This window comes from Alphaproteobacteria bacterium, assembly GCA_041396705.1.
GTDB lineage: Bacteria > Pseudomonadota > Alphaproteobacteria > CALKHQ01 > CALKHQ01 > CALKHQ01.
In genome coordinates this window covers 31800-52644 of sequence record JAWKYB010000020.1, presented here as the reverse complement: position 1 = coordinate 52644, position 20845 = coordinate 31800, and the positions used below count along the sequence as shown (strand labels likewise).

Here is a 20845-nt window from a genome sequence, read left to right as displayed (position 1 = left end):
CCGGCCGCGCGGGCCGGCGTCAACTGGTTGTCTGCTTGCTCGGCGCCGACTCTAGTCGGCCCGGAAAATCGCGGTCAATGGCCGGCGGCGCCGCTTGACAGGCCGTCGCAGGGCCGGGCCCAATGCCGCGGAGGCCAAGGGGGAGAAACGCCATGCAGGTCAAGGATGCGGTCGCCTTCGTCACCGGTGCCAACGGCGAGATCGGGCGCGCCCTGGTGCAGGCCCTGCTCGACGCCGGCGCCGCCCGGGTCTATGCGGCGGCGCGCGACCCGGCTGCGCTGGAAGGCCTGGTCAGGGCGGGCGGCGGCCGCGTGGTGCCGATCACCCTGGACGTGACCCGCGACGCCGACGTTGCGGCCGCGGCCGGCGCGGCGCCCGACACCACCCTCCTGGTCAACAACGCCGGCATCAACAGCAACACCCGCCTGTTCGCCGAGCCCGACATCGGCAAGGCCGAGCGCGAGATGGCGGTCAACTATTTCGGCACGCTGAGGACGACCCGCGCCTTCGCGCCGGTGCTGAAGGCCAACGGCGGCGGCTGCATCGTCAACATGCTGTCGATCCTGGCCCGCTGCAACCTGCCGATCATGGCGACCTACTGCGCATCGAAGGCCGCACTGTTGTCGCTGACCCAGGCCACGCGCGCGGAGCTGGCCGGCCAGGGCACCGCGGTGATCGGCATGATGCCGGGCGCGGTCGCCACCCACGTCACCGCGCATCTGGACATCCCGAAGATGACGACCGCCGAGATGGCGGCCGCGATCCTGGCCGCCGTCGAGGCGGGCGAGGAAGACAGCTATCCCGGCGGCATGGCCCAGGGCGTCTCCGCCGGTCTGGCGGCCGATCCGAAGGGCGTGGAGCGCGAATTCGCCGCTTCCGTCAAGGGCTGAGTGCGGTTGCGCACACGGCTGCGGTCGTAATTCATGGACCATTTACGACCCCATGGTTGCATGGGGGCATGAACAATAGCTATGTTGATACATTACGCTTCCGACATGCGCACAGCGGCGCGCTGGCGGGCGACACGGACGTGGGGGGTGTGTTCGTGGAAGGCATCGACGACGTGATCCGGCGCATTCGCGAGGAACGCGGGGCGGAAATGCTCGACGTCTACCGCGTGTGCGAGAGCCACGACGTGCTGGTCGGCGCGTTGAACGCGATCTGCGACGGGCACGGCGATCCCGCCGGCCTGGCCCGGGCGACGCTGCAGTTCGTCAACGGCACCCACGCCGACCCGCTGCGCGCCAAGGCCTGACGCGACGGCGCCCTCGCCGGCTACAGGCCGGCGACGACGCGCAGGAACGCCGCGATCAGCGCCGGGTCCTTGACCCCCTTCGCCTTTTCCACGCCCGACGACACGTCGACGGCCGGCGCGCCGGTCAGCCTGACCGCTTCGGCGACGTTCCCGGCATCGAGCCCGCCGGCCAGCATCCAGCGCGTCACGCCGGGACCGTCGCGCAACAGCCGCCAGTCGAAGCTGAGCGCGTTGCCGCCCGGCAGCGCGTCGGCCCGGTGCGGCGGCTTGGCGTCGAACAGCAGCCAGGCACAGTGCGGCGCATAGGCCGGCACGGCGGCCAGGTCGCCGGCCTCGGCCACCGCCAGCGCCTTCATGACCGGCAGTCCGAAACGGGCGCGGATGGCGTCGACCCGCTCCGGCGGTTCGTGACCGTGCAGCTGGATCATCGACAGCGGCGCCGCAGCCAGCACCGCAGCGAGCAGGTCGTCGTCCGGATCGACGAACAGGCCGACACGCTCGATCCCCGCGGGCACGGCGTCGATCAATGCGGCCGCCTCGTCCGGGGCGATCGCGCGCGGGCTCGGCGGGTAGAACACGAAGCCGAGGAAGGCGGCGCCCCCGCCACCGCCGCATCGACCGCGTCGGGCGTCTTCAGGCCGCAGATCTTGGCTAGCGGGCGCAACGTGCTGGTCCTCCGGTTGCGCCCCATGTGCCCTCGGCGCCACGGAAAAGCAATGGCTGCGGGCGATCGGCAGCCTGGATTGCGCCCGCGCAACGCCCGCGCCACAATTCGACCGGGCTTCCCGGCAATGTGATTGCGAACGCTTTGCAGCCCCCGCCGCGGAACTTATATTCACTGGCGAGGCGAGGACAGCGAGGACAGCGGAGACCGCAATGGCCGAAGCGCGGATCGCGCGGCTCGAAGAAGCCGCCAACGCAGTAACCCACATGATCGGCGCCGGGCTGGCGATCGCTGCCCTGGTGATTATGGTCGTGTCCGCCTCCGACGTGGGTTCGGGCACGGCGGTCACGGCCGTTACCATCTTCGGATCGAGCCTGATCCTGGTCTATCTCAGCTCCTCGCTGGTCCACAGCATCAACCACCCGCGCGTCCACGGCTGGTTCGACATGATGGACCATTGCTCCATCTACCTGCTGATCGCCGGCACCAACACGCCGTTCGCGCTGCTGGCCCTGCCGCCGGAGCTGGGCTGGCCGCTGTTTGGCGTGATCTGGGCGATGGCGGTGGCCGGCATCGCGTTCAAGGTGATCGCCTTTGCCGGACCCGACCCCAAGCGCTTCGACCTGCTCTCCACCATCCTGTACGTGGCGATGGGCTGGTTCGGCTTCCTCTACAGCGCCTGGCTGCTGGTCGACGTGCTGCACCCGGGCGGCTTCATGTTCCTGCTGCTGGGCGGGGTGTTCTACACGGTCGGCACCCCGTTCTATCTCTGGCGGCTGGTGCCGTTCAGCCACGCCATCTGGCACCTGTTCACGCTCGCCGGCTCGATCATGCACTTCTTCTCGGTGCTGGACTACGTGATCCCGGTCTCCAGCTAGCGGGCGGCAAGCGCCGGCCGGCATCGCCGGCGCGGCGCCCTGTGCGAAACGCCACTGCGCCCGCCGGGGCCCCATGTTCCGCTCGCTCCCGATCCGGCCGCCCGCGTCGCGCCGATGCCTGCGCACAATGTCGAGGCATTCAACGCGCACCACGGTCGACGCGCCGGAGCACCGCGTTTCCGGGTGAATGTCATGGCGAAGCGATTGATTATCGGCTGCGGCCGGGCCACCAGTCTGGTTCACAACCCGCTGGCGAGCCCGTCTTCCTCGATGGAGAGTCCGTCCAACTACATTACCCACCGGCACAGGTCGAAGGAGGAAGGCGACTACACGCTGGACATCAGCCCGCTGATGTATCCGGACATCCTCGGCGACATCACCGAGCTGGGTTTCGCGTCGAAGGTGTCGGAGCGCTTCAACCTCATCCTCGGCGAAAACCTGCCGGGAGACCTGTTCCTCGACGAGCGGCTGACCTACAGCCTCGGCAACATCAACACGCTGCTCGTCGCCGGGGGCTACTTCCTGCTGCGCTGCGGCGGCGGCATGCGGGTGGTACAGTCGGAGACCGCACCGATGCGCGTGATGGTCTCGCGCGAATCGATCTTCGGCGACATCAAGGACTGCCTGGTCAAGACCTACCGCTATGAATATCTGGGTCAGAAGGCCGTGCACTACGACCTGACCCATGAGACCTATCACGGCACCGAGGACCTGGTGACGGGCAAGGTCACCACCCACGTCGAGCAGACAAAGACGCCCTGGGATCCTGACTTCGAAACCTTCAGAAAGCCGCTGGGCTAGGCCTTCCGGCCGCGCCCGCGCGTTGGCAGAGCCGAACAACGCATCGCCGTTCAGCGCGCGTCGCTGATCCGGTAGAGCGCCGCGCGCTGCTGGCCGGCCGGCGCGTACTTCACCTCGCGGGTATACAGGTCGAGCTGGATGTCGACGTTGCGGGTGTAGTCGCGCAGATAGACCGACCACTCGTCGCGCTGCATCTCGGTAAAGGTGAAGGTGACGGCACCCGAGGCGTCGGTTTCGACCCAGGAACCCGCCGCATTGTTGCGATAGGTGCCGAGGCGGATGCCCTGGGCGTCGGTGAAGGTCACCTGGCTGACGCTGTAGCCGTTGACCTGGTCGGGCGAGACGCCGGGCGTGACGCTCGAGCCGCAGGCATTGCCGTCGGACACCGCGCCGGTCAGCGGGAAGGCGCCGGAGCCGTCGGTGGCGGTCATGGTCACCGTCTGGTAGGTCGGCGGCTGGAAGTCGAACCGGCTGCAGCTGCCGGTGCCGCCCTTGCTCTCGCAGACCTGGCCGTTGGTGATCGTCCACGTTCCGCTGCGCGACGGGGCTCCGGGGGTCACCGTCGTCACCGTGCCGTTCGGATCGTAGTAGGAGCAGAACCGGCTGCCGGCGATGTCGGTGCCCTGAATGCTGATCCCGGACACCAGGTTGCGCAGGTCGGAATCAGCGATCTCGCCGAAGCGCCCCGTGGTCACCGCCGGCCGGGTCGGGGCGGCGGCACCGCCGGATGCGCCGACCGGGGGCGTGGTCACCGGGATGAAGCCGATCCCGCCCGACTGCCCGCCCGACTGGCCACCTGCCTGCCCGCCGGACTGTCCGCCTGCCGGCACGCAGGCGGCGAGCGTCCCGACAAGCCCGGCTATGCCGATCGCGCCCAGCATGCCGCGGCCGCGGCAGAGAAGATGCCCCATCGATATCCCCCGCAAACCAATGAAGGCTGTCGCGGATCGAACGCCACGGCAGCGGTCGGCTGACTGCGGCCACCTTACCAGACGGTTACGCACCGACAAGCAAAGCGAGACCGCCGGCGCCCCGCGCGGTCAACTGCCCCTGCGGGTCAGCCGCGGCCGGCAGCCCAGGCCTGCACGTTCGCTGCCGCAGCCTCGCCGCACAGCGCCGCGGCCAGCCGCTCGCCGATCAGGGGTCCGAACTTGAACCCGTGGCCGGAAAAGCCGGCGAGCACCCAGGTCCGGCCGTCGGGCACGACCGGGCGCACGATGAAGCGTTCCTCGTCCGCGACGGTATAGAAGCAGGTCCGTGCGAACGCGACCCCATAGCGGTCGAACCCGGCGAGGCAATGGGCCGCCGCCGCGCGGATCGGCGCGATGTCGGCCGGTGCGGGTTCGCGGTCGATGTCGGGGTCGGCGGCCGGGCCGAAGGCATGCCGGCCGATCTTCAACCCGGTGCCGCGCACCGGCGGAACCGCATAGAGCGCATCGGCGGTGCCGATATCGAGGATCATCGGGCCGCCGGCCCACGCGGCCGCCAGGTCGGCCGGCGGCGCGAAATAGACCACAACCTGGCGCGACGGGGACAGCGCGGCGGCCAACTCGGGCAATAGCCGCCCGGTCCACGGACCGGCCGCGATGACGAGCCTATCCGCCGCCAGCGTGCGCCCGTCGCGCAACGCAATCCTCGCGCCGGCGGCGTCGACCGCAACGACCTGCGATGCCGTCACCAGGGTCGCCAGCTCCGGCCGCGCGTCCAGCCATGCGCCGAGCGCGCGCACGATCGGCTCGGCGAACAGCACGCCGCCCGACGGCGCATAGTGGATCTCGCCCGGGAAGTCGGCGCGCAGCATCGGCCAGCGGTGGTGCGCCGCGGCAGGCGACACCGCCTCGACGGCCAGGCCGTCGGCCGCCATCGCCGCCGCCGAGCGGGCCGCCCAGTCGCCGCCGCCGGATTCGAGGATCAGCGTGCCGGTCTCGGCATAGTGCCTCACGCCGAGGTCGACCCACAGCCGCTCCCACGCCGGATAGGCGTCGGCGACCATGCGCATGTAGCCGGTCTCCGCGCCATAGGCGTAGCGGATCAGCCGATGCCGGTCGACCGACGAGCCCAGCGGGTTGGGGATGGCGCCCTGCTCCACCACCGTCACCGGCTGGCCGCGCCGGACCAGCGCCCAGGCGACGGCAAGGCCCATGATCCCGCCGCCGACCACCAGCGTCGCACAATGCTCAACCGCCATGCGAACCTCCGACGCGGTCATGAACGACCAGGGCGGCCGCCAGGTCCTCGAGCGCCGCGCCGACCGACTTGAACAGCGTGATCTCCGCCGGCCCGGTCCGGCCGGCAGCCGTTCCCCGGCACAACGCGGCGAGGTCCGCCCGCACCGCCGTCGCCGCGATCAGGCCGGCGGCGATCGGCTGGACCAGGTCGCCGGCCTCGGCCAACGCGCCCGGTCGGGTGTCGACGAACAGGGTGGAGCGCACCACCGCATCGTCGTCGACCTCGCGCATGTCGGGCCGGAAGCCGCCGATCAGGTCGAGGTGGGTGCCGGGCCTGAGCCAGGCGCCGCGGACCAGCGGCGTCGTGCTGAGCGTGGCGCAGCTGACGATGTCCGCCGCCTGGACCGCGGCCTCGAGGTCGTCGGCGACGGCGACATGCAGGCCCGGCCGGTCGAGCCGGGCGGCCAGCGCCCGCGCCCGCTCAGCCGTCCGGTTCCAGATCGTCACCCGCGCGATCGGGCGCACCGCGCAGTGGGCCGCGACCACGTGCGGTGCCAGCGCGCCGGCGCCGACCATCACCAGGTGGCGGCTGTCCGGCCGGCTGAGAAAGCTGGAGGCCAGCGCGGACGCGGCTGCGGTACGGCGCAGGGTCAGCATCTCGCCGTCGATCAGCGCCAGCGGCCGGCCGGTCGCGCGGTCCGACAGCAGGTACTGCGCATGCACCGCCGGCAGCCCGCGAGCGGCGTTGCCGGGCACCACCGTGACCAGCTTCACGCCGACGGCGCGCACGTCCCATGCCGGCATCAGCAACAAGGTGCCGCCGTCAAGATCGTGCACGTGCCGGGGCGGCGCCTCGGTCGCGCCGGCACGGAAGGCGTCCGCCAGCGCGGCCCGGGCCACGTCCTCGGTCAGGATGTCCGCGACAGCGCGCGCATCGATCAGATGCATGATCGGTCCGCGCCGGTCCCTGTGCCGTCAGGCCGCCTTCGACGGCGGCAGCGCCCGCTGGCTGGCGCCACCCTGTTGGCCGGCCATCGCCTGGCCCAGCCGCGCATGGGTGGCGGCGATCTCGTCGCGCAGGTCCTCGATCTGCCGGCGCTGGGTCCGCAGGCGGCGGCGCGTGCGACCGCCCAGCAGCCAGGCGCAGGCCATGCCGACGAAGAAGGCGACGATCAGCGTGGCCAGCACGACCAGCCCGACCGGCGCGCGCAGCTCATAGGCCAACGGCCACACCCGCAGCGCGGCGTCGTCGGACGAGGAAACGGCCAGCGAGACCAGCACGAAGCCGACCGGCAGGCCGACGATCAGCCAGAGCAGGAATCGGATCATGACGGCATCGGCCCCGGTCGCGGTTGCGGGTTCATGCCCTGCACACTGGCACTTCGCGCCCGGCTTGTCAGCCGGCATGGCCGGCCGCGTTGTCGCGGCCGGGACGCGGCGGTCAGTCGGTGTTCAGCCGCTCGCGCAGTTCCTTGCCGGTCTTGAAGAACGGCACGCTCTTTTCGTCGACCGCCACGGATTCGCCGGTGCGCGGGTTGCGCCCGGTGCGCGCGCCACGCTGCTTGACGGAGAAGGCGCCGAAGCCGCGCAGCTCGACCCGATCGCCGCGCGCCAGCGCCTCGGTGATCTCGTCGAAGATCGTGCTGACGATCCGCTCGACGTCGCGCTGATACAGGTGCGGATTGCGCTGTGCCAGCCGCTGAATGAGTTCCGATTTTGTCATCCGGTTCGTTCTCATTTGCCGGTGCCGGCCAGGGCGGCCGCAGACCCGTGGCCGAGCGTGCCACGGCCGATGGCCGGCGGTCAACCATAAGCCTATGCTGTGCAAGGGATTTTCGCTCCCGACTGGCGCGCAGGCGGCTTGCTTCGGCGCGACAGGTAAGCGATTACATGCAATGGCGCTCGCCAGCGGCGCCCGGCGCGCTAGGATCGCGTAGCCGTCGACGCCGGACCGAGGACCGATGACCGAGACCGAGCCCGAGACCCAGATCGCAGCATCCTTCCGCCCCGGCACCCCGGCCGAGCTGGCCGAGGCCGTCGCCGAGGCCGTCGGCGGCACCCAGCCGCTGGAGCTGGTCGGCACCGGCACCCGGCGCACGGTCGGCCGCCCGGTACAGGCGGCCGCCGTGCTGGCGCTGGACCGGCTGTCGGGCATCCAGGACTACGACCCCGCCGAGCTGGTGCTGACCTGCGGCGCGGCGACGCCGATGCGCGCACTGGCCACCGCCCTCGAGGAAGCCGGGCAGATGTTCGCCTTCGAGCCGGTGGACCTCGGGCCGCTGCTCGGCGGCGGCGCCGGCGGCGGCACGCTGGCGGGCGCGTTGAGCGCGGATTTCGCCGGGCCGCGGCGCATCCGGGCCGGCGCCGGCCGCGACCACCTGCTCGGCTTCAGCGGCGTCAGCGGCCGCGGCACGCCGTTCAAGGCCGGTGGCCGCGTGGTGAAGAACGTCACCGGCTACGACGTCAGCAAGCTGGTCGCCGGCGCCTGGGGCACCCTGGTCGCGTTCGACGCCTTGTCGGTGAAGGCCCTGCCGGCGCCGGAGACGACGCGGACCCTGCTGCTGCACGGCCTCGACACCGTGCGCGGCCAGCGGGCGCTGGCCGCCGCCATGAACAGCAGCCACGACGTATCGGGCGCGGCCCACCTGCCGCCGCAGATCGCCGGGCGTTCGCCGGTGCTGGGCGGCGCCGGCGCGGCGACGCTGCTGCGCATCGAGGGCTTCCCGACCTCGGTCGCGGCCCGGGTCGACGCGCTGGCCGGCGAGCTCGCCACGTTCGGTGCCGTCGACGTCCTCGACGACGAGGCTTCGCGCACGTTGTGGGTCGAGGTCCGTGACGTGCATTACCTGGCGCCGCCGCACACCGACCCGGCCAGGGACATGGTCTGGCGGCTCAGCGTACCGCCGACGCAGGGGCCGGCGGTCGCGGCGGCGATCGCGGCGCGGGCGGACTGCAGCTGCTTCTTCGACTGGGCCGGCGGGCTGGTCTGGGCGGCGGTCTCGGGCCAGGACGACGGCGGGGCGGCGGCGGTCCGCGCGGCGGTTGCGGCCGAGGCCAGCTCAGGCCACGCCACGCTGGTGCGCGCGCCGACCGCGATCCGCGCCGCCGTGCCGGTATTCCAGCCGCAGCCGCCGGCGCTGGCGGCGTTGGCGGAGCGGCTGAAGGACCAGTTCGATCCGCTGCGCCTGTTCAACCCGGGACGGATGGTGGCCGGACTCTGACCATGCAGACCAACTTCTCGCTCGCCCAGCTCGCCGACCCGGACATCGCGGAATCCGAAAAGATCCTGCGCAAATGCGTGCATTGCGGATTCTGCACCGCGACCTGCCCGACCTATGTGCTGCTGGGCGACGAGCTCGACAGCCCGCGCGGCCGTATCTACCTGATCAAGGACATGCTGGAGAACGACCGGCCGGCCAATGCCCAGGTTGCCCGCCATATCGACCGCTGCCTGTCGTGCCTGTCGTGCATGACCACCTGCCCGTCCGGCGTGCACTACATGCATCTGGTCGACCATGCCCGCGCCCATGTGGAAGCGACATTCCGGCGGCCGTTGCACGACCGGGCGCTGCGCGCGCTGCTGGCCTGGCTGCTGGTGCGGCCGCGCTGGTTCCGGCCGGCGCTGCTCGCCGCCGGTCTCGCCCGCCCGCTGACCGGTCTGGCCGGCCGCCTGCTGGGGCCGACGCTGGGGCCGCGGGTGAAGGCGATGCTGGCGCTGGCGCCGGCGCGCCTGCCGACGCCGTCGCCGGTCGACGCGCCGCAGGTGTTTCCGGCGGTCGGGCCCCGCCGCAAGCGGGTGGCGCTGATCCACAGCTGCGCCAACCAGGTGCTGGCGCCGGCGATCAACGAGGCGACGGTACGCCTGCTGACGCGGCACGGGGTCGAGGTGGTGATCGCGCGCAACTCCGGCTGCTGCGGCGCGCTGGTCCATCACATGGGCAAGGAAGCGCAGGCCTATGCGCTGGCGCGGCGCAACCTGGATGCCTGGGCGGCGGAGATCGACGGGGCCGGCCTGGACGCGATCGTGATCAACATCTCCGGCTGCGGCACGACCGTGAAGGACTACGGCTTCATGTTCCGCAACGAGCCCGCTTATGCCGGCATCGCCGCAACGGTCTCGGCGCTGACCCGCGACATCACCGAGTTCGTCGCCGAGCTGGGGCTGGCCGGCATGGCCGACGGCCGGCCGGCGCTGACCGTCGCCTATCACGCCGCCTGCTCGCTGCAGCATGGCCAGCAGGTGCGCGAGGCGCCGAAGGCGCTGCTGAAGCAGGCCGGCTTCGAGGTGCGCGAGGCCACGGAATCGCACATCTGCTGCGGTTCGGCGGGCACCTACAACCTGCTGCAGCCGGCGATCGCCAGCCGCCTGCGCGACCGCAAGGTGGCGAACCTGGAGCGGCTGCAGCCGGACGTGATCGCCGCCGGCAACCTGGGCTGCATGACCCAGATCGGCAGCGGCACCGGCCTGCCGGTGGTGCACACGGTCGAGCTACTGGACTGGGCCACCGGCGGGCCGGCGCCGGAGGCGCTGGCCGGCCGCGTGCGCCCGCACTAACGCCGCCCGCTTACCGAACGCTAAGCGGTCCTGCCCATGCTGGACGTCCGGCCGAACCGAGAAGGCGAGATCCGTGGCGTCCGACCTGCAGCCCTTTGAGACCCTGACCGCGATCCCCAAGGGGATCATCGTCCACACCGGGCGCGTGCCCAACGTGCTGGAGGTGCACTGCCACGAGGCGCCGGACGGCCGGCGCAGCCTGGTGATCCGGCTGGCGCTGTTCCGCGATGCGGTCACGATCCGCGTCGAGCGTGCCTGTGCGGCGCGGCTGCATGTCGCCGCACGCCAGGCCGCAGCCTGGATAGCCTCGCGCGGCCGGCCGGCGGAGCCCATTCCGTTGCCCGCCAACGACAGGCTGATGACCGAGCTTTCCTACCAGCCGGGCCCGCTGCGCCGGATCCGCGACCTGATCACCTTCGCGCCGCGAATCGACAGGACCCTGCTGGTCGGCCGCGGCCTGACCCTGATCTTCTCGCGAACGCTGCGCGGCGTGCCGCGGGTGGCGCTGATCGTCATCGTCGACGGCAAGGTGATGACCGACGACCTGCAGAAACACGATACCGCAGGGCTTGCCGCCGTGCTGGGCGAAGCCCTGGACTGGCTGAAGCAACCGGCCACGGCGGCGGTGGCGTAGCCGCGCCGGTTCAGTTCCGGCCGCGGCCGACGCGGAACGGCGGGGCGAGCAGGACGGCGGTGAGCCCGCCGAGGGCGGCGCCGGCGATGACGTCGCCGACGAAATGGTCGGTCAGCAGGACGCGGGTGGCGGAGACGGCGAGCGCGACCGGCACCACCGCCCAGCCGACGCGGCGAACGCCGAACAGCACCAGCAACGCCACCGCCACCGACCAGATGGTGGTGGAATGGCCGGACGGGATCGATGCGAAGTCCGACGAGGTGTCGATGGTGAACGGATGGAAGGCGAACAGCTCCTCGCCGAACCACATCCGCGGCCGCGGCCGCCCGAACACGATCTTGAGCAGGATCGAGGCGAGGCCGCTGACCACGACGCAGGCGGCGAAATAGGCCGAGCGGCGCGACCACAGCGCCAGCCGCCAGCGCGCGCCAAGGTCCGGGCGCGCCCGTTCAACCACCCAGAGTACCAGCGCCAGCACGATGCCGCCGACGATATAGCCGGCCGAATCGCCGAGCTGGGTGACGACCTCCAGCACGGCGCGCAGGTCCGGGTCGATCTGGCGCACGGCTTCCGCGACCGGCCGGTCGATGGCCAGGATGGCGACCACCGTCAGCGCCAGCGCTGCCCACACCGCCGGCGCCACATGGCGGCCGATCTCCGCCTGCCACCATGCCGCCGCACGCCGCCACGCCAGCACCGTGCCGGCGACGCCGCGCACCGCGGCGGTCGCCACGGCATCGGCGACCAGGCCGGGCAGCAGCCTGATGGCGGGCCTCACGCGCCGACGCGGACCGCCGGTGCCGCCGACGCGGTGACGACGAGGTCGTCGCGATGGACCAGTTCGGCCCGGCCGCGGAAACCGAGCACCTCCTCGATGTCGGCGGACCTGTGGCCGATGATCCGGCGGGCGTCGTCGGCATCGTAGGCGACCAGGCCGCGGGCGATCTCGGCACCGCCGCCCTCGCGCACCACCACCGGGTCGCCGCGCTCGAACCGGCCCTCGACCGCGACCACGCCGGCCGGCAGCAGGCTGCGTCCGGCGCGCAGCGCCTGCGCCGCGCCGGCGTCGACCACCAGCGTGCCGACGGGCTTCAGGCTGCCGGCGATCCACTGCTTGCGCGCCGTCAGCGGCGTCTGGCTGGGCACGAACCAGGTGCAGCGGCTGCCGGCCATCACCCGGGCCAGCGCATGGTCGGCCCGGCCGTCGGCAATGGCCATCCGACAGCCGGCCGCCATCGCGATCTTGGCCGCCGCCAGCTTGGTGACCATGCCGCCGGAGGAATAGCCGGGCCGCGCGGCGCCGGCCATCGCCTCGATCCGCGGCGTGATCTCGCCGACCTCGGGCACGAACGGCGCCAGCGGATCGGCATTCGGGTCGCGCTCGTACAGGCCGTCGATGTCCGACAGCAGGATCAGGGTGTCCGCGCTGGCCATCTGCGCCACCCGCGCGGCCAGCCGGTCGTTGTCGCCGAAGCGAATCTCCTCGGTGGCGACCGTGTCGTTCTCGTTGATCACCGGCACCACCCGCCGCTTCAGCAGCGCCGCGACGGTGCCGCGCGCGTTCAGGTGGCGGCGGCGGCGCTCGGTATCGTCGAAGGTCAGCAGCAGCTGGGCAACGACGATGCTGTGGCGGGCCAGCGCATCCTGATAGGCGTGGGCCAGCCGGATCTGGCCGGTCGCGGCCGAGGCCTGCTTTTCCTCCAGGGTCAGCGCACGCCGCACCTGCGAGCGGGCCAGGCCGAGCGGCCCACGGCCGACCGCGATCGCGCCGGACGAGACGATCAGCACGTCGGCGCCGTCGGCGTGCAGCGCGGCGACGTCGTCGGCCAGCGCCTCCAGCCAGGTCCGACGGATCAGCGGCGCGCCGCGGCCCTGGTCGTCGACCAGCAGGGCGGAGCCGATCTTGACGACGATGCGGCGGGCGCGGCTAGCCATGGCCGGACACGAGCTCGGCGGCGGTGTCGGCTTCGTCGCCGCGACGCGCGCGGATCATGGTCCAGGCCGCACGCAGCAGGGGCGTCACGCCCTGGCCCGAGACGGCCGACAGGGTGAGGACGCGGCGTCCGGGCAGCGCCTCGGCCACCATCTCGCGCAGCACCGGCACGTCGTCGTCGGCAAGGGCGTCGCACTTGTTCAGCGCGACCAGCTCCGGCTTGTCGGCAAGTCCGGCGCCATAGGCCTCGAGCTCGCTGCGGACCATGCGGTAGGCATCGACGATGGCATCGATATCGCCGGATGCGGCGTCGATCAGATGGATCAGCACGGCGCAGCGCTCGACATGGCCGAGGAAGCGGGTGCCGAGCCCGCGGCCCTCGCTGGCGCCCTCGATCAGGCCCGGGATGTCGGCGACCACGAAGCTTTCGCCCTCCGACAGCCGGACGACGCCCAGGTTGGGATGCAGCGTGGTGAACGGATAGTCGGCGATCTTCGGCCGGGCGGCGCTGATCGCCGACAGGAACGTCGATTTGCCGGCGTTGGGCAGGCCGACCAGCCCGGCATCGGCGATCAGCTTCAGCCGCAGCCAGACCCACATCTCCTTGCCCGGCCAACCGGGATCGGCGCGGCGCGGCGCCTGGTTGGTCGAGGTCTTGAAGTGCATGTTGCCGAAACCGCCGTCGCCGCCGCGGGCCAGCACCACCGCTTGGCCCACCCGGGTCAGGTCGACCAGCACGTCCTCCTTGTCCTCGTCCAGCACCTGCGTACCGACCGGCACCCGGATCACCACCGCCGGCGCGCTGGCGCCGGTGCGGCCGCGGCCGGCACCGTGATGGCCGCGCTCGGCCTTGAAATGCTGCTTGTAGCGGAAGTCGATCAGGGTATTGAGGCCGTCGACCGCCTCGACGACGACATCGCCGCCGCGCCCGCCGTCGCCGCCGTCAGGCCCGCCGAACTCGATGAACTTTTCGCGGCGGAAGCCGACGCAGCCGTCGCCGCCGTCGCCGCTCTTGATGAAGATCTTGGCTTCGTCGAGGAATTTCATCGTTCAACGGTCCCCCGGCCCGCGCCGCGCGCGAGGATAGCACGAGGGCTCCACGCAAAAACGGGGAATGGCATGCCATTCCCCGTCGCATCGGTTCGCGGCGCCGCGGACGGCGCGATGCGCTATTCGGCGGCCTTCGCCGGCACCACCGAGATGTAGGTGCGGCGCTTGAAGCCCTGCCGGAATTCGACATGGCCGTCGGCGGTCGCGAAAATCGTGTAGTCGCGGCCCAGCCCGACATTGGTACCGGGATGGAAGTTGGTACCGCGCTGGCGCACGATGATGTTGCCGGCCCGCACCAGCTCGCCGCCGAAGCGCTTGACGCCCAGGCGCTGGCCGGGAGAGTCGCGGCCGTTGCGCGAACTGCCGCCAGCCTTTTTGTGCGCCATGTCTCAGCCCTCCTTCTCGGCGGCCAGGGTCTTGGCCTGCTCGATCCAGTCCTCGCGCTCGATCCGGCCCTTGAACTTCAGGCGCTCGTCGACCCAGGCGACCTGTTCGGGCGTGAACGCGGCGATCTGCGCGTAATGATAGATGCCGAGCTCGTTCAGCGTTTTTTCCAGCTTGGGGCCGACGCCGGAGATCTTCTTCAGATCGTCGGCCTCGCCCTGCGGCGCGGTCAGCAGCTCCGGCGGGGATCCGGCCACCGCTTCCTCGGCCGTCGGCGCTGGCTCCGCCTGCTTGTCCGCGGCCTTGGCCTTGGCGGGCTTTTCGGCCTTCGCCTTCGCCGGCGCCTTCTCGGTCAGTGCGGGCGCGCCCTCGGCGTGGATCGCGTCGATGCGCAGCACCGTCTGCAGCTGGCGATGGCCGTTCAGGCGGCGCGAGCCCTGGCGGCGGCGCTTCTTGAACACCAGAATCTTGCGGGCGCGCGGCTGGTCGACCACGGTCGCGTCGACCGCGGCGCCGGCGATGGTCGGCGAACCGACCTTCAGCTCGGCGCCTTCGCCGATGGCGAGCACGGCGTCGAGCCGCACCTGATCTCCGGCCTCGCCGGCCAGGCGCTCAACAACGATCTGGTCGCTCGGCGAAACCCGATATTGTTTGCCGCCCGTCTTGATGACTGCGTACATCTGTCAGAAACCGTTCGTCTGCGTTCGAGCCGGACAATAGAAACCCTTGCACCGTCGGCCCCGCGGTGCGAGCGGCGCACTATACGGCCGGCCGGCCCCGAGTCAACCGAATTGGCGGGCGTGCGGCGGATTTCGCGACCGGTTCAGGCCGGGCGACGGCGCGACAGGCCGAAGGCGCAGGCGACCGCCAGCATCGGCTCGATCGGCAAGCGGTATTTCGGCGAGGCCACCGGCCCGTTGACCGCCAGCACGAAGCCGACCCACAGCGCGGCGAAGCCGAGAAAAAGCCGCGCGCCGGGCGTGCGCAGCCAGATCCACAGCCCGCGCAGCTGGACCAGCCGCAGCACCGCGACGCCGAGGATGCCGAGGCCGACGATCCAGGCATAGAGCGGACTGGCGTTGTCGAACAGGAAGGTGCCGATCTTGTCGACGATGCCGTCGCCGCGCGTCTCGTAGAAGCTGGTGCCGGACAGCGCGGCGAAGGTCGGCACGACGGTCGCCGCCGGTGCCGCCAGGTTGATGATCGCGCCCTTGGCCCAGGCGCGGGCGATGGCGGCCGGCCCGTATGCGGCGAGCTTTTCCACCGCCAGCGATTGCATCGCCGCCGACACGACGAAGGGATTCGACCGGTCGAGGTCGGGGTTGCGCGCATCGAATTCGTCGAGCGCCTGTCGCGCCGCCTCGGCGAAGGGGGTTCCGTCGATGCCCTCGCGCACCAGCGAGGCCTGCCACAGCAGCATGTGCACGCCGGACTGCGGCGTCACCGCCCAGGCGCCGTAGACGCCGACGTTGCGCGCCAGGATCGGCGCGAAACAGGCGGCGGCAACGGCGGTGGCGGCGGCGGCCTGGGCCAGGCGCCGCAGCAGCCGCCCGCGCAGGACCAGCGCGGCCGCTGCCATCGCCAGCGCCAGCACCGGGATGAAGGCGACGGCCATGGTCCGGCTGAGCCCAGCCAGCCCGAGCGCCATGCCGATGGCCAGCGCCCACGACCAGTCGGGCGCGCGCAGCCAGCGGGCCACCGCCAGGAACGCGACCGCGACGAAGAAGACGAACACGGTGTCGGTCAGATACAGCCCCGACACGGCGATCATGGTCGGGTTGAGGACGGCCACGACCGCTGCGGGCCGGAACAGGTCGCGGCGCAGCGCCGCCGCGGTGGCGGCGATCGCCACGCAGGTGGCGGCGTCGATCGCGCCCTGCAGCAGCACGTAGCCGAAGATGCCGCCCTGCCCGAACTGCGCGGTGGTCAGCGCCATCAGCCAGTGCGGGATCGGCATGCGGTCGAGCTCCGGCCCGAGCCAGTCCCAGCCCGAAACGGCACCGCGCTCCAACGCGCGCACGAAGGTCCCGGTGGCGGCGGCGAAGCCATGCGAATCCGGCGACATCAGCGCGGCGTCGCCGTCGATCAGCACCATCGCGAAGGCGTAGAGCGCGCGGACCGCAAAGGCGATGGCGAACAGCGGCGCCAGCCGCTGCAGCCGCGCGCGCAGGCCGAGATGGCCGTCGTCCGCCATCTCAACCCACCCTTTTCTCGACCACAGCCAGCAGGCGAAAGGCCTGCAGCGGACCCAGCAGCGGCAGCAGCAGCCCTTCGAGCCGCAGCAGCGCCGGCACCAGCGCAGCCGGCACCAGCGACCAGCGCCTGAAGCCGCCCGACAGCGGATAGGCCCACAGCGACAGCAGCCGGCATTCGGCCAGCGCCAGGGCGGGCACCGCCGCGGCCAGCCCGGCGCGACCGGCGGGGCGGCGGAACAGCAGCGTCGGGATCGCCTGGTTGGCGTCGAACGGGTCGCGGCCGGGCGTCGGCGGCCCATCGGCCAGCGGATCGGCGGCCATGTCGACCGGCTCCGGGTGCAGGTGGGTGTAGAACGGCCGGCTGAGCGGCGTCATCGCCGGTTCGCACAGCACGATGCGCCCGCCGGGCCGCAGCACGCGGGCCGCCTCGCGCAGGAACCGCAGCGGCCGCTCGATATGGTGCAGCACGTCGAACAGCACGATGTTGGCGAAGCTGGCGTCGGCGAAGGGAAGCTGCTGGGCGTCGCACACCGCCGCCAGCCACGGCGCCGGCACGATGTCGGTCGCCACCACGTCGGGGGCGAAGGCGGCGAAGTTGCCCGAGCCGCCGCCGAGCTCCAGCGTCGGGCCCGGCACCAGCCGCGCCGCCATGCGGCGGTACATGTCGGTGTACAGCGCGCGCAGCACCGGCTTGGCCAGCCAGCGGTCGCGATAGCGGGCCGGATCGTGGTCGTCGCCGCTCACGGTGCCGGCGTCACAGCGCCTTCAGCTTCATGAAGGCGAAGCAGACCATGCGCAGCAGCAGCCAGCCGTGGCGGAAGCGCGAGATCTGGGTCTCGCCATAGTCGCGCGCGGCATAGCGGATCGGCACCTCCGCCGTTTTCAGGTTCAGCTTCGATGCGCCGAAGATCAGGTCGAAGTCGCCGAACGGATCGAAGTCGCCGAAATAGCTGCGGTTGGCCGCGATGCGCAGATAGTCCGCGCGCAGCAGCACCTTGGTACCGCACAGCGTGTCGGTGTAGCGCTGGTTCAGCAGGTAGGTGAACAGCATCGAGAAGATGTGGTTGGCGATCAGGTTCAGCGTGCGCATGGCCTGGTGCTGCATCGGATAGACCAGGCGCGAGCCGTTGACGAACTCGCCCTTCCCGCTCGCCAGCGCCTCGTAGTACTTGGGCAGGTCCTCCGGCGGCATGGTCAGGTCGGCATCGAGGATCATCAGCACGTCGCCGCGGGCGGCCGCGAAACCGGCGCGCACCGCGTCGCCCTTGCCCTTGCCCGGCTGGCGCAGCGCCTTGATGTCCATGTCCGGATAGGCGGCGATCACCCGCTGGATCTCGTCCCAGGTGCCGTCCTTGCTGTGGCCCTCGACGAACAGCACCTCGATGTCGTCGCAGAAGCGCGGCAGGCGGGTCACCGCCGGCTCCACGTTGCCGCGCTCGTTGCGGCACGGGATCAGCACGGTCGCCGACAGGCCTCCCAGCGGCTGGCGCGGTCGCGGCCGCGCCACGATGTGGTTGCGCAGGCACAGCCGCCGGATGCCGGGCAGCGTCGCGACGAAGCGGTTGATCAGCCGCCCGAGGCCGAACATGTGCCGCGGCGACAGCACCCGCCACTCGCGCTTGATCACCTCGAAGTCGGCAAGGTCGAGCAGGTTGGCGATGTCGTCGGTCGACAGCCAGTTCTGCTGGCGGCTCGGCTGCTTCAGCCTGAGCCAAGCCGCCAGCCGGAAGATCGGCCCCCAAGCCCGAGAATAGTAGCTGACGACGACCCGGGTGTTGCGGTGGCTGAAAGCGTGCAGCTGCTTCAGCGTCGACAGGCAGTCGTCGAGCGCGCCGATGGTGTCCGACAGCACGATGGCGTCGTAGGTGCCGTCCAGCCCGGCGACCCGGTCGAGCGCCTCGACGTCGCCGAGGTGGAAGCCGAGGCCGGGATGGCGCGCGCGCGCCAGCGCCAGCATCGGTTCGCTGAAGTCGACGCCGACGCCGCGCTCGGGCTTGAGCGCCGCAAGCAGGTCGCCGGCGCCGCAGCCGAGCTCCAGCACCGAGACGCCCTCGGGCACCAGGAAGCGCATGTAGCGCGCATCCTCGGCATAGAAATAGCGGTTGCGCCGGCGCCAGCGGTCGTAGCGGCCGGCAAGCCGGTCGACCAGTTCGCGCAGCGCGCGCTTGCGCGACGACAGCGCCGGCACCGCGCCTGCGGCGGCCTGCGCTTCGTCGGCCGCATGCGGCGACGCCGCGACCGCCCGCACGGCCTCAGCCACGGCCGGCATCGACCGGCGAAGGCGCCACCGCGGGTGCGGACCGCGCGCGTTCCCGCTCGCCCCGCGCCGCCAGCCAGGTCAGCCCGCCGATGGCGCCGAGGATCAGATACGCGACTCCGAACAGCACCGACAGGGCGAAGGCGTCGTCGGCCGGCACGTCGACATAGTCCAGCGCGGCGATCATGGCACCCTCGCGCAGGCCCCAGCCGGCCACCGTGATCGGCAGCACCGTGATCATCAGCACCGGCGGCACCAGGTACAGCGCCTGCGGCGCCGACAGCGGCACCGCGATGCCGCGGGCGAGGCAGAGCAGGATCGCGACGGTCAGCAGATGGACCGTCAGCGCCGCCGACCACACCGCGACGCCGGGGCGCAGGCGCAGCAGCACGCGGGTGGCGCCGGCGACGAAGCGCCGGATCTCGACCAGGAACCCGGGCAGCCGCACGCCGGCCGACGGCGCCAGACCGAGCAGGAAGAACACCACCGCGCCGGCAATGCCGCCGCTGACGATGAGGATCAGCGTCAGCCGCCCGGCATCGTCGTCGACCAGCGCCAGCGACCCCGGCAGGCACAGCGTGCCGAGCAGCAGCAGGCCGAGCAGCCCGGCGCCGCGGTCGACCAGCACCGTGTGCACCGCCATGCGGATGCCGCCGGCGACGTCACGGGTCAGCCAGACGCGGATCGCGTCGCCGCCGATCACCGAAGGCAGGGTCTGGTTGAAGAACATCGAGACCAGCGTGATCCAGCTGCAGCGGACGAGCGGTGTGGCGGCGCCCAGGCCGAGCCCGATCCGGTACCAGCGCCAGGCGGCGACGCCGAGCTGGATCGCGATCAGCGCGGCGGCCGGCACCAGCCAGAGCGGGTCGAGCAGGGCCCAGCGCGCGCCGACGGCCTCGAAATCGACCGTCCGCACCGCGAGCCAGGCCAGCAGACCGGTGACGACGATCTTGCCCGCCAGCGCGATCCACCGCCCCATGCCGTCTCCCACGCCGTCCGACGGCGCGAGCGAGTCGGCCGCCGGCGCCCGTCTTAGCGACGCATGCCTTGCGGCGCAAGGATGCCGGGCCTTGGCCGCACGCGCGGGCTCAGGGCGCCGGGCGCACCGTCCAGCCCTGCTGCACCAGCAGGCTGAGGACGCCGGTCTTGCCCGGCAGATGCATCGCGCCGATGGCCACCAGATAGGGGCGCTGGACCAGGTACCACTTGAGCCGTTCCGCCATGTGCAGATTGCGCTGTTCGACCATCGGGCGCAGGAACGCGCCTGGTCCATGTCGCCCCAATATTCGCCCATGCCATCCGCCGTGAAGGCGGCCACCTGGCCCAGATTGTCGGCGACATAGATTTCGGTCGCCTGGTCGAGCGTGCGTGCGACCAGGCCGCGGTCCTCGATCTGGCCGATCAGGATCTGCAGCGCCAGTTCCGGCGGGATGGCGCGCAACGCGGCGATCTGGTCGTCCGCCGTCTCCAGGCCGACGACCATCAGGTCGTCGGACTGGGCGGACTGGATCAGGCTCTGGTCGAAGACCGGCTCGCCCTCGGCGATGCGCGCCAGCTGCTCATCGGAGTAGAGCAGCTCGAACATCAACCGCCAGGGCTCGATCTTGCGCAGCAGGATGTCGGGTATGCCCAGTGGCGCGGCGACCTCGACGAGGCGCGCGAAGCGATCCGGGCCGAGCATCTCCGCCAGGTCGCGGCCGTCGACCATGTACGTCGCCATCTGATAGCGCGCGCTGAAGGTCTGGTCCGGCACCGCCTCGACGATCAGCGCCCCGGTCTCGCCGAGCCGGGCTATCGCCCGCTCCAGCGCCGGGTCCAGGCGCGCGTCCGCCACATGCATCGTCCCGACGATGTAGCTCGGCTCGCCGCCGAAAGGTGGGTCCAGGCGCCACATCAGCGGCCCGTCGAGGAAGTCCGGCCCGGCGCCGGCCAGTGCCGGGGCGACCGCGGCAAAGGCCCAGGCCGCCGCCGCTGCCGCCGCCCGCCGGATGCGGCCTGGCCAATTCGCTGCCTGCACCATGTCAACCCTCACGTCGGAACGCGGTGACACGTCAATAGCGCATTGCGCGCC

Annotated in this window: 22 protein-coding genes; 7 read left to right on the top strand and 15 right to left on the bottom strand. The window is 71.6% G+C overall.

Features of this window, described 5'->3' with window-relative positions:
- The first annotated feature begins 152 nt into the window (after nucleotides 1-152).
- Nucleotides 153-890 carry an SDR family oxidoreductase gene (locus R3F55_23135; GenBank protein ID MEZ5670267.1) on the top strand — a complete coding sequence of 246 codons (738 nt, stop codon included), beginning with the start codon at nucleotides 153-155 and terminating at the stop codon, nucleotides 888-890.
- A 140-nt stretch (nucleotides 891-1030) separates the two neighbouring features.
- On the top strand, nucleotides 1031-1255 hold the full coding sequence (locus R3F55_23130) for a hypothetical protein (GenBank protein ID MEZ5670266.1): 225 nt from the start codon (nucleotides 1031-1033) through the stop codon (nucleotides 1253-1255).
- Nucleotides 1256-1275: 20 nt separating this feature from the next.
- Here R3F55_23130 and R3F55_23125 read toward each other — a convergent pair whose 3' ends face one another.
- On the bottom strand, nucleotides 1276-2187 hold the full coding sequence (locus tag R3F55_23125) for a phosphoribosylanthranilate isomerase (GenBank protein ID MEZ5670265.1): 912 nt from the start codon (nucleotides 2185-2187) through the stop codon (nucleotides 1276-1278).
- On the opposite strand from R3F55_23125, the gene R3F55_23120 reads away from it, so the two are divergent.
- On the top strand, nucleotides 2132-2797 hold the full coding sequence (locus R3F55_23120; GenBank protein MEZ5670264.1) for a hemolysin III family protein: 666 nt from the start codon (nucleotides 2132-2134) through the stop codon (nucleotides 2795-2797). The two genes, R3F55_23125 and R3F55_23120, sit on opposite strands and share 56 nt — an antisense overlap.
- Nucleotides 2798-2989: 192 nt before the next feature.
- The gene (locus R3F55_23115; protein ID MEZ5670263.1) at nucleotides 2990-3598 is read left to right on the top strand and encodes a hypothetical protein; all 609 of its coding nucleotides are present in this window, start codon (nucleotides 2990-2992) and stop codon (nucleotides 3596-3598) included.
- Nucleotides 3599-3648: 50 nt separating this feature from the next.
- Here R3F55_23115 and R3F55_23110 read toward each other — a convergent pair whose 3' ends face one another.
- The 5 genes from R3F55_23110 to ihfB all read right to left on the bottom strand — a co-directional run bounded on the left by R3F55_23110 (nucleotide 3649) and on the right by ihfB (nucleotide 7489).
- Nucleotides 3649-4509: a hypothetical protein gene (locus R3F55_23110; protein MEZ5670262.1), complete on the bottom strand. Its 861-nt coding sequence runs from the start codon at nucleotides 4507-4509 to the stop codon at nucleotides 3649-3651.
- A 146-nt stretch (nucleotides 4510-4655) separates the two neighbouring features.
- Nucleotides 4656-5786 (bottom strand): FAD-dependent oxidoreductase, encoded by a 1131-nt coding sequence (locus tag R3F55_23105; protein ID MEZ5670261.1) that lies wholly within the window; start codon nucleotides 5784-5786, stop codon nucleotides 4656-4658.
- Complete coding sequence (locus R3F55_23100) at nucleotides 5776-6714, bottom strand: ornithine cyclodeaminase family protein (protein MEZ5670260.1); 939 nt, start codon at nucleotides 6712-6714, stop codon at nucleotides 5776-5778. Before R3F55_23100 ends, R3F55_23105 begins: the two co-directional genes overlap by 11 nt.
- Before the next feature lie 27 nt (nucleotides 6715-6741).
- Nucleotides 6742-7095, bottom strand: coding sequence for a lipopolysaccharide assembly protein LapA domain-containing protein (locus R3F55_23095; GenBank protein ID MEZ5670259.1), 354 nt, complete (start codon nucleotides 7093-7095; stop codon nucleotides 6742-6744).
- Between the two features lie 112 nt (nucleotides 7096-7207).
- Entirely contained in the window at nucleotides 7208-7489 is a 282-nt protein-coding gene (ihfB, locus tag R3F55_23090) for an integration host factor subunit beta (protein MEZ5670258.1), read from the bottom strand.
- Between the two features lie 238 nt (nucleotides 7490-7727).
- On the opposite strand from ihfB, the gene R3F55_23085 reads away from it, so the two are divergent.
- The 3 genes from R3F55_23085 to R3F55_23075 all read left to right on the top strand — a co-directional run bounded on the left by R3F55_23085 (nucleotide 7728) and on the right by R3F55_23075 (nucleotide 10955).
- A complete protein-coding gene (locus R3F55_23085; GenBank protein MEZ5670257.1) occupies nucleotides 7728-8987 on the top strand; it encodes an FAD-binding protein in 1260 nt (419 codons plus the stop codon).
- Nucleotides 8988-8989: 2 nt separating this feature from the next.
- On the top strand, nucleotides 8990-10321 hold the full coding sequence (gene glcF / locus R3F55_23080; GenBank protein MEZ5670256.1) for a glycolate oxidase subunit GlcF: 1332 nt from the start codon (nucleotides 8990-8992) through the stop codon (nucleotides 10319-10321).
- Between the two features lie 73 nt (nucleotides 10322-10394).
- Entirely contained in the window at nucleotides 10395-10955 is a 561-nt protein-coding gene (locus R3F55_23075) for a hypothetical protein (protein MEZ5670255.1), read from the top strand.
- 10 nt (nucleotides 10956-10965) lie between these two features.
- On the opposite strand, the gene R3F55_23070 is transcribed toward R3F55_23075, so the two are convergent.
- From R3F55_23070 to R3F55_23030, 9 genes are all read right to left on the bottom strand, one after another.
- The gene (locus tag R3F55_23070) at nucleotides 10966-11733 is read right to left on the bottom strand and encodes a phosphatase PAP2 family protein (protein MEZ5670254.1); all 768 of its coding nucleotides are present in this window, start codon (nucleotides 11731-11733) and stop codon (nucleotides 10966-10968) included.
- On the bottom strand, nucleotides 11730-12890 hold the full coding sequence (proB, locus tag R3F55_23065) for a glutamate 5-kinase (GenBank protein MEZ5670253.1): 1161 nt from the start codon (nucleotides 12888-12890) through the stop codon (nucleotides 11730-11732). The genes R3F55_23070 and proB overlap by 4 nt, the downstream gene beginning before the upstream one ends.
- Nucleotides 12883-13935, bottom strand: coding sequence for a GTPase ObgE (obgE, locus tag R3F55_23060; protein ID MEZ5670252.1), 1053 nt, complete (start codon nucleotides 13933-13935; stop codon nucleotides 12883-12885). The genes proB and obgE overlap by 8 nt, the downstream gene beginning before the upstream one ends.
- 122 nt (nucleotides 13936-14057) lie before the next feature.
- Nucleotides 14058-14324, bottom strand: coding sequence for a 50S ribosomal protein L27 (gene rpmA / locus R3F55_23055; protein ID MEZ5670251.1), 267 nt, complete (start codon nucleotides 14322-14324; stop codon nucleotides 14058-14060).
- 3 nt (nucleotides 14325-14327) lie between these two features.
- Nucleotides 14328-15002 carry a 50S ribosomal protein L21 gene (locus R3F55_23050; GenBank protein MEZ5670250.1) on the bottom strand — a complete coding sequence of 225 codons (675 nt, stop codon included), beginning with the start codon at nucleotides 15000-15002 and terminating at the stop codon, nucleotides 14328-14330.
- A gap of 143 nt (nucleotides 15003-15145) precedes the next feature.
- Entirely contained in the window at nucleotides 15146-16516 is a 1371-nt protein-coding gene (locus tag R3F55_23045; GenBank protein MEZ5670249.1) for a glycosyltransferase family 39 protein, read from the bottom strand.
- A 1-nt stretch (nucleotide 16517) separates the two neighbouring features.
- Complete coding sequence (locus R3F55_23040; protein MEZ5670248.1) at nucleotides 16518-17261, bottom strand: class I SAM-dependent methyltransferase; 744 nt, start codon at nucleotides 17259-17261, stop codon at nucleotides 16518-16520.
- 10 nt (nucleotides 17262-17271) lie between these two features.
- Entirely contained in the window at nucleotides 17272-18705 is a 1434-nt protein-coding gene (locus R3F55_23035; GenBank protein ID MEZ5670247.1) for a glycosyltransferase, read from the bottom strand.
- Nucleotides 18706-18769: 64 nt separating this feature from the next.
- Complete coding sequence (locus tag R3F55_23030; protein ID MEZ5670246.1) at nucleotides 18770-20794, bottom strand: lysylphosphatidylglycerol synthase domain-containing protein; 2025 nt, start codon at nucleotides 20792-20794, stop codon at nucleotides 18770-18772.
- Nucleotides 20795-20845 lie beyond the last annotated feature (51 nt).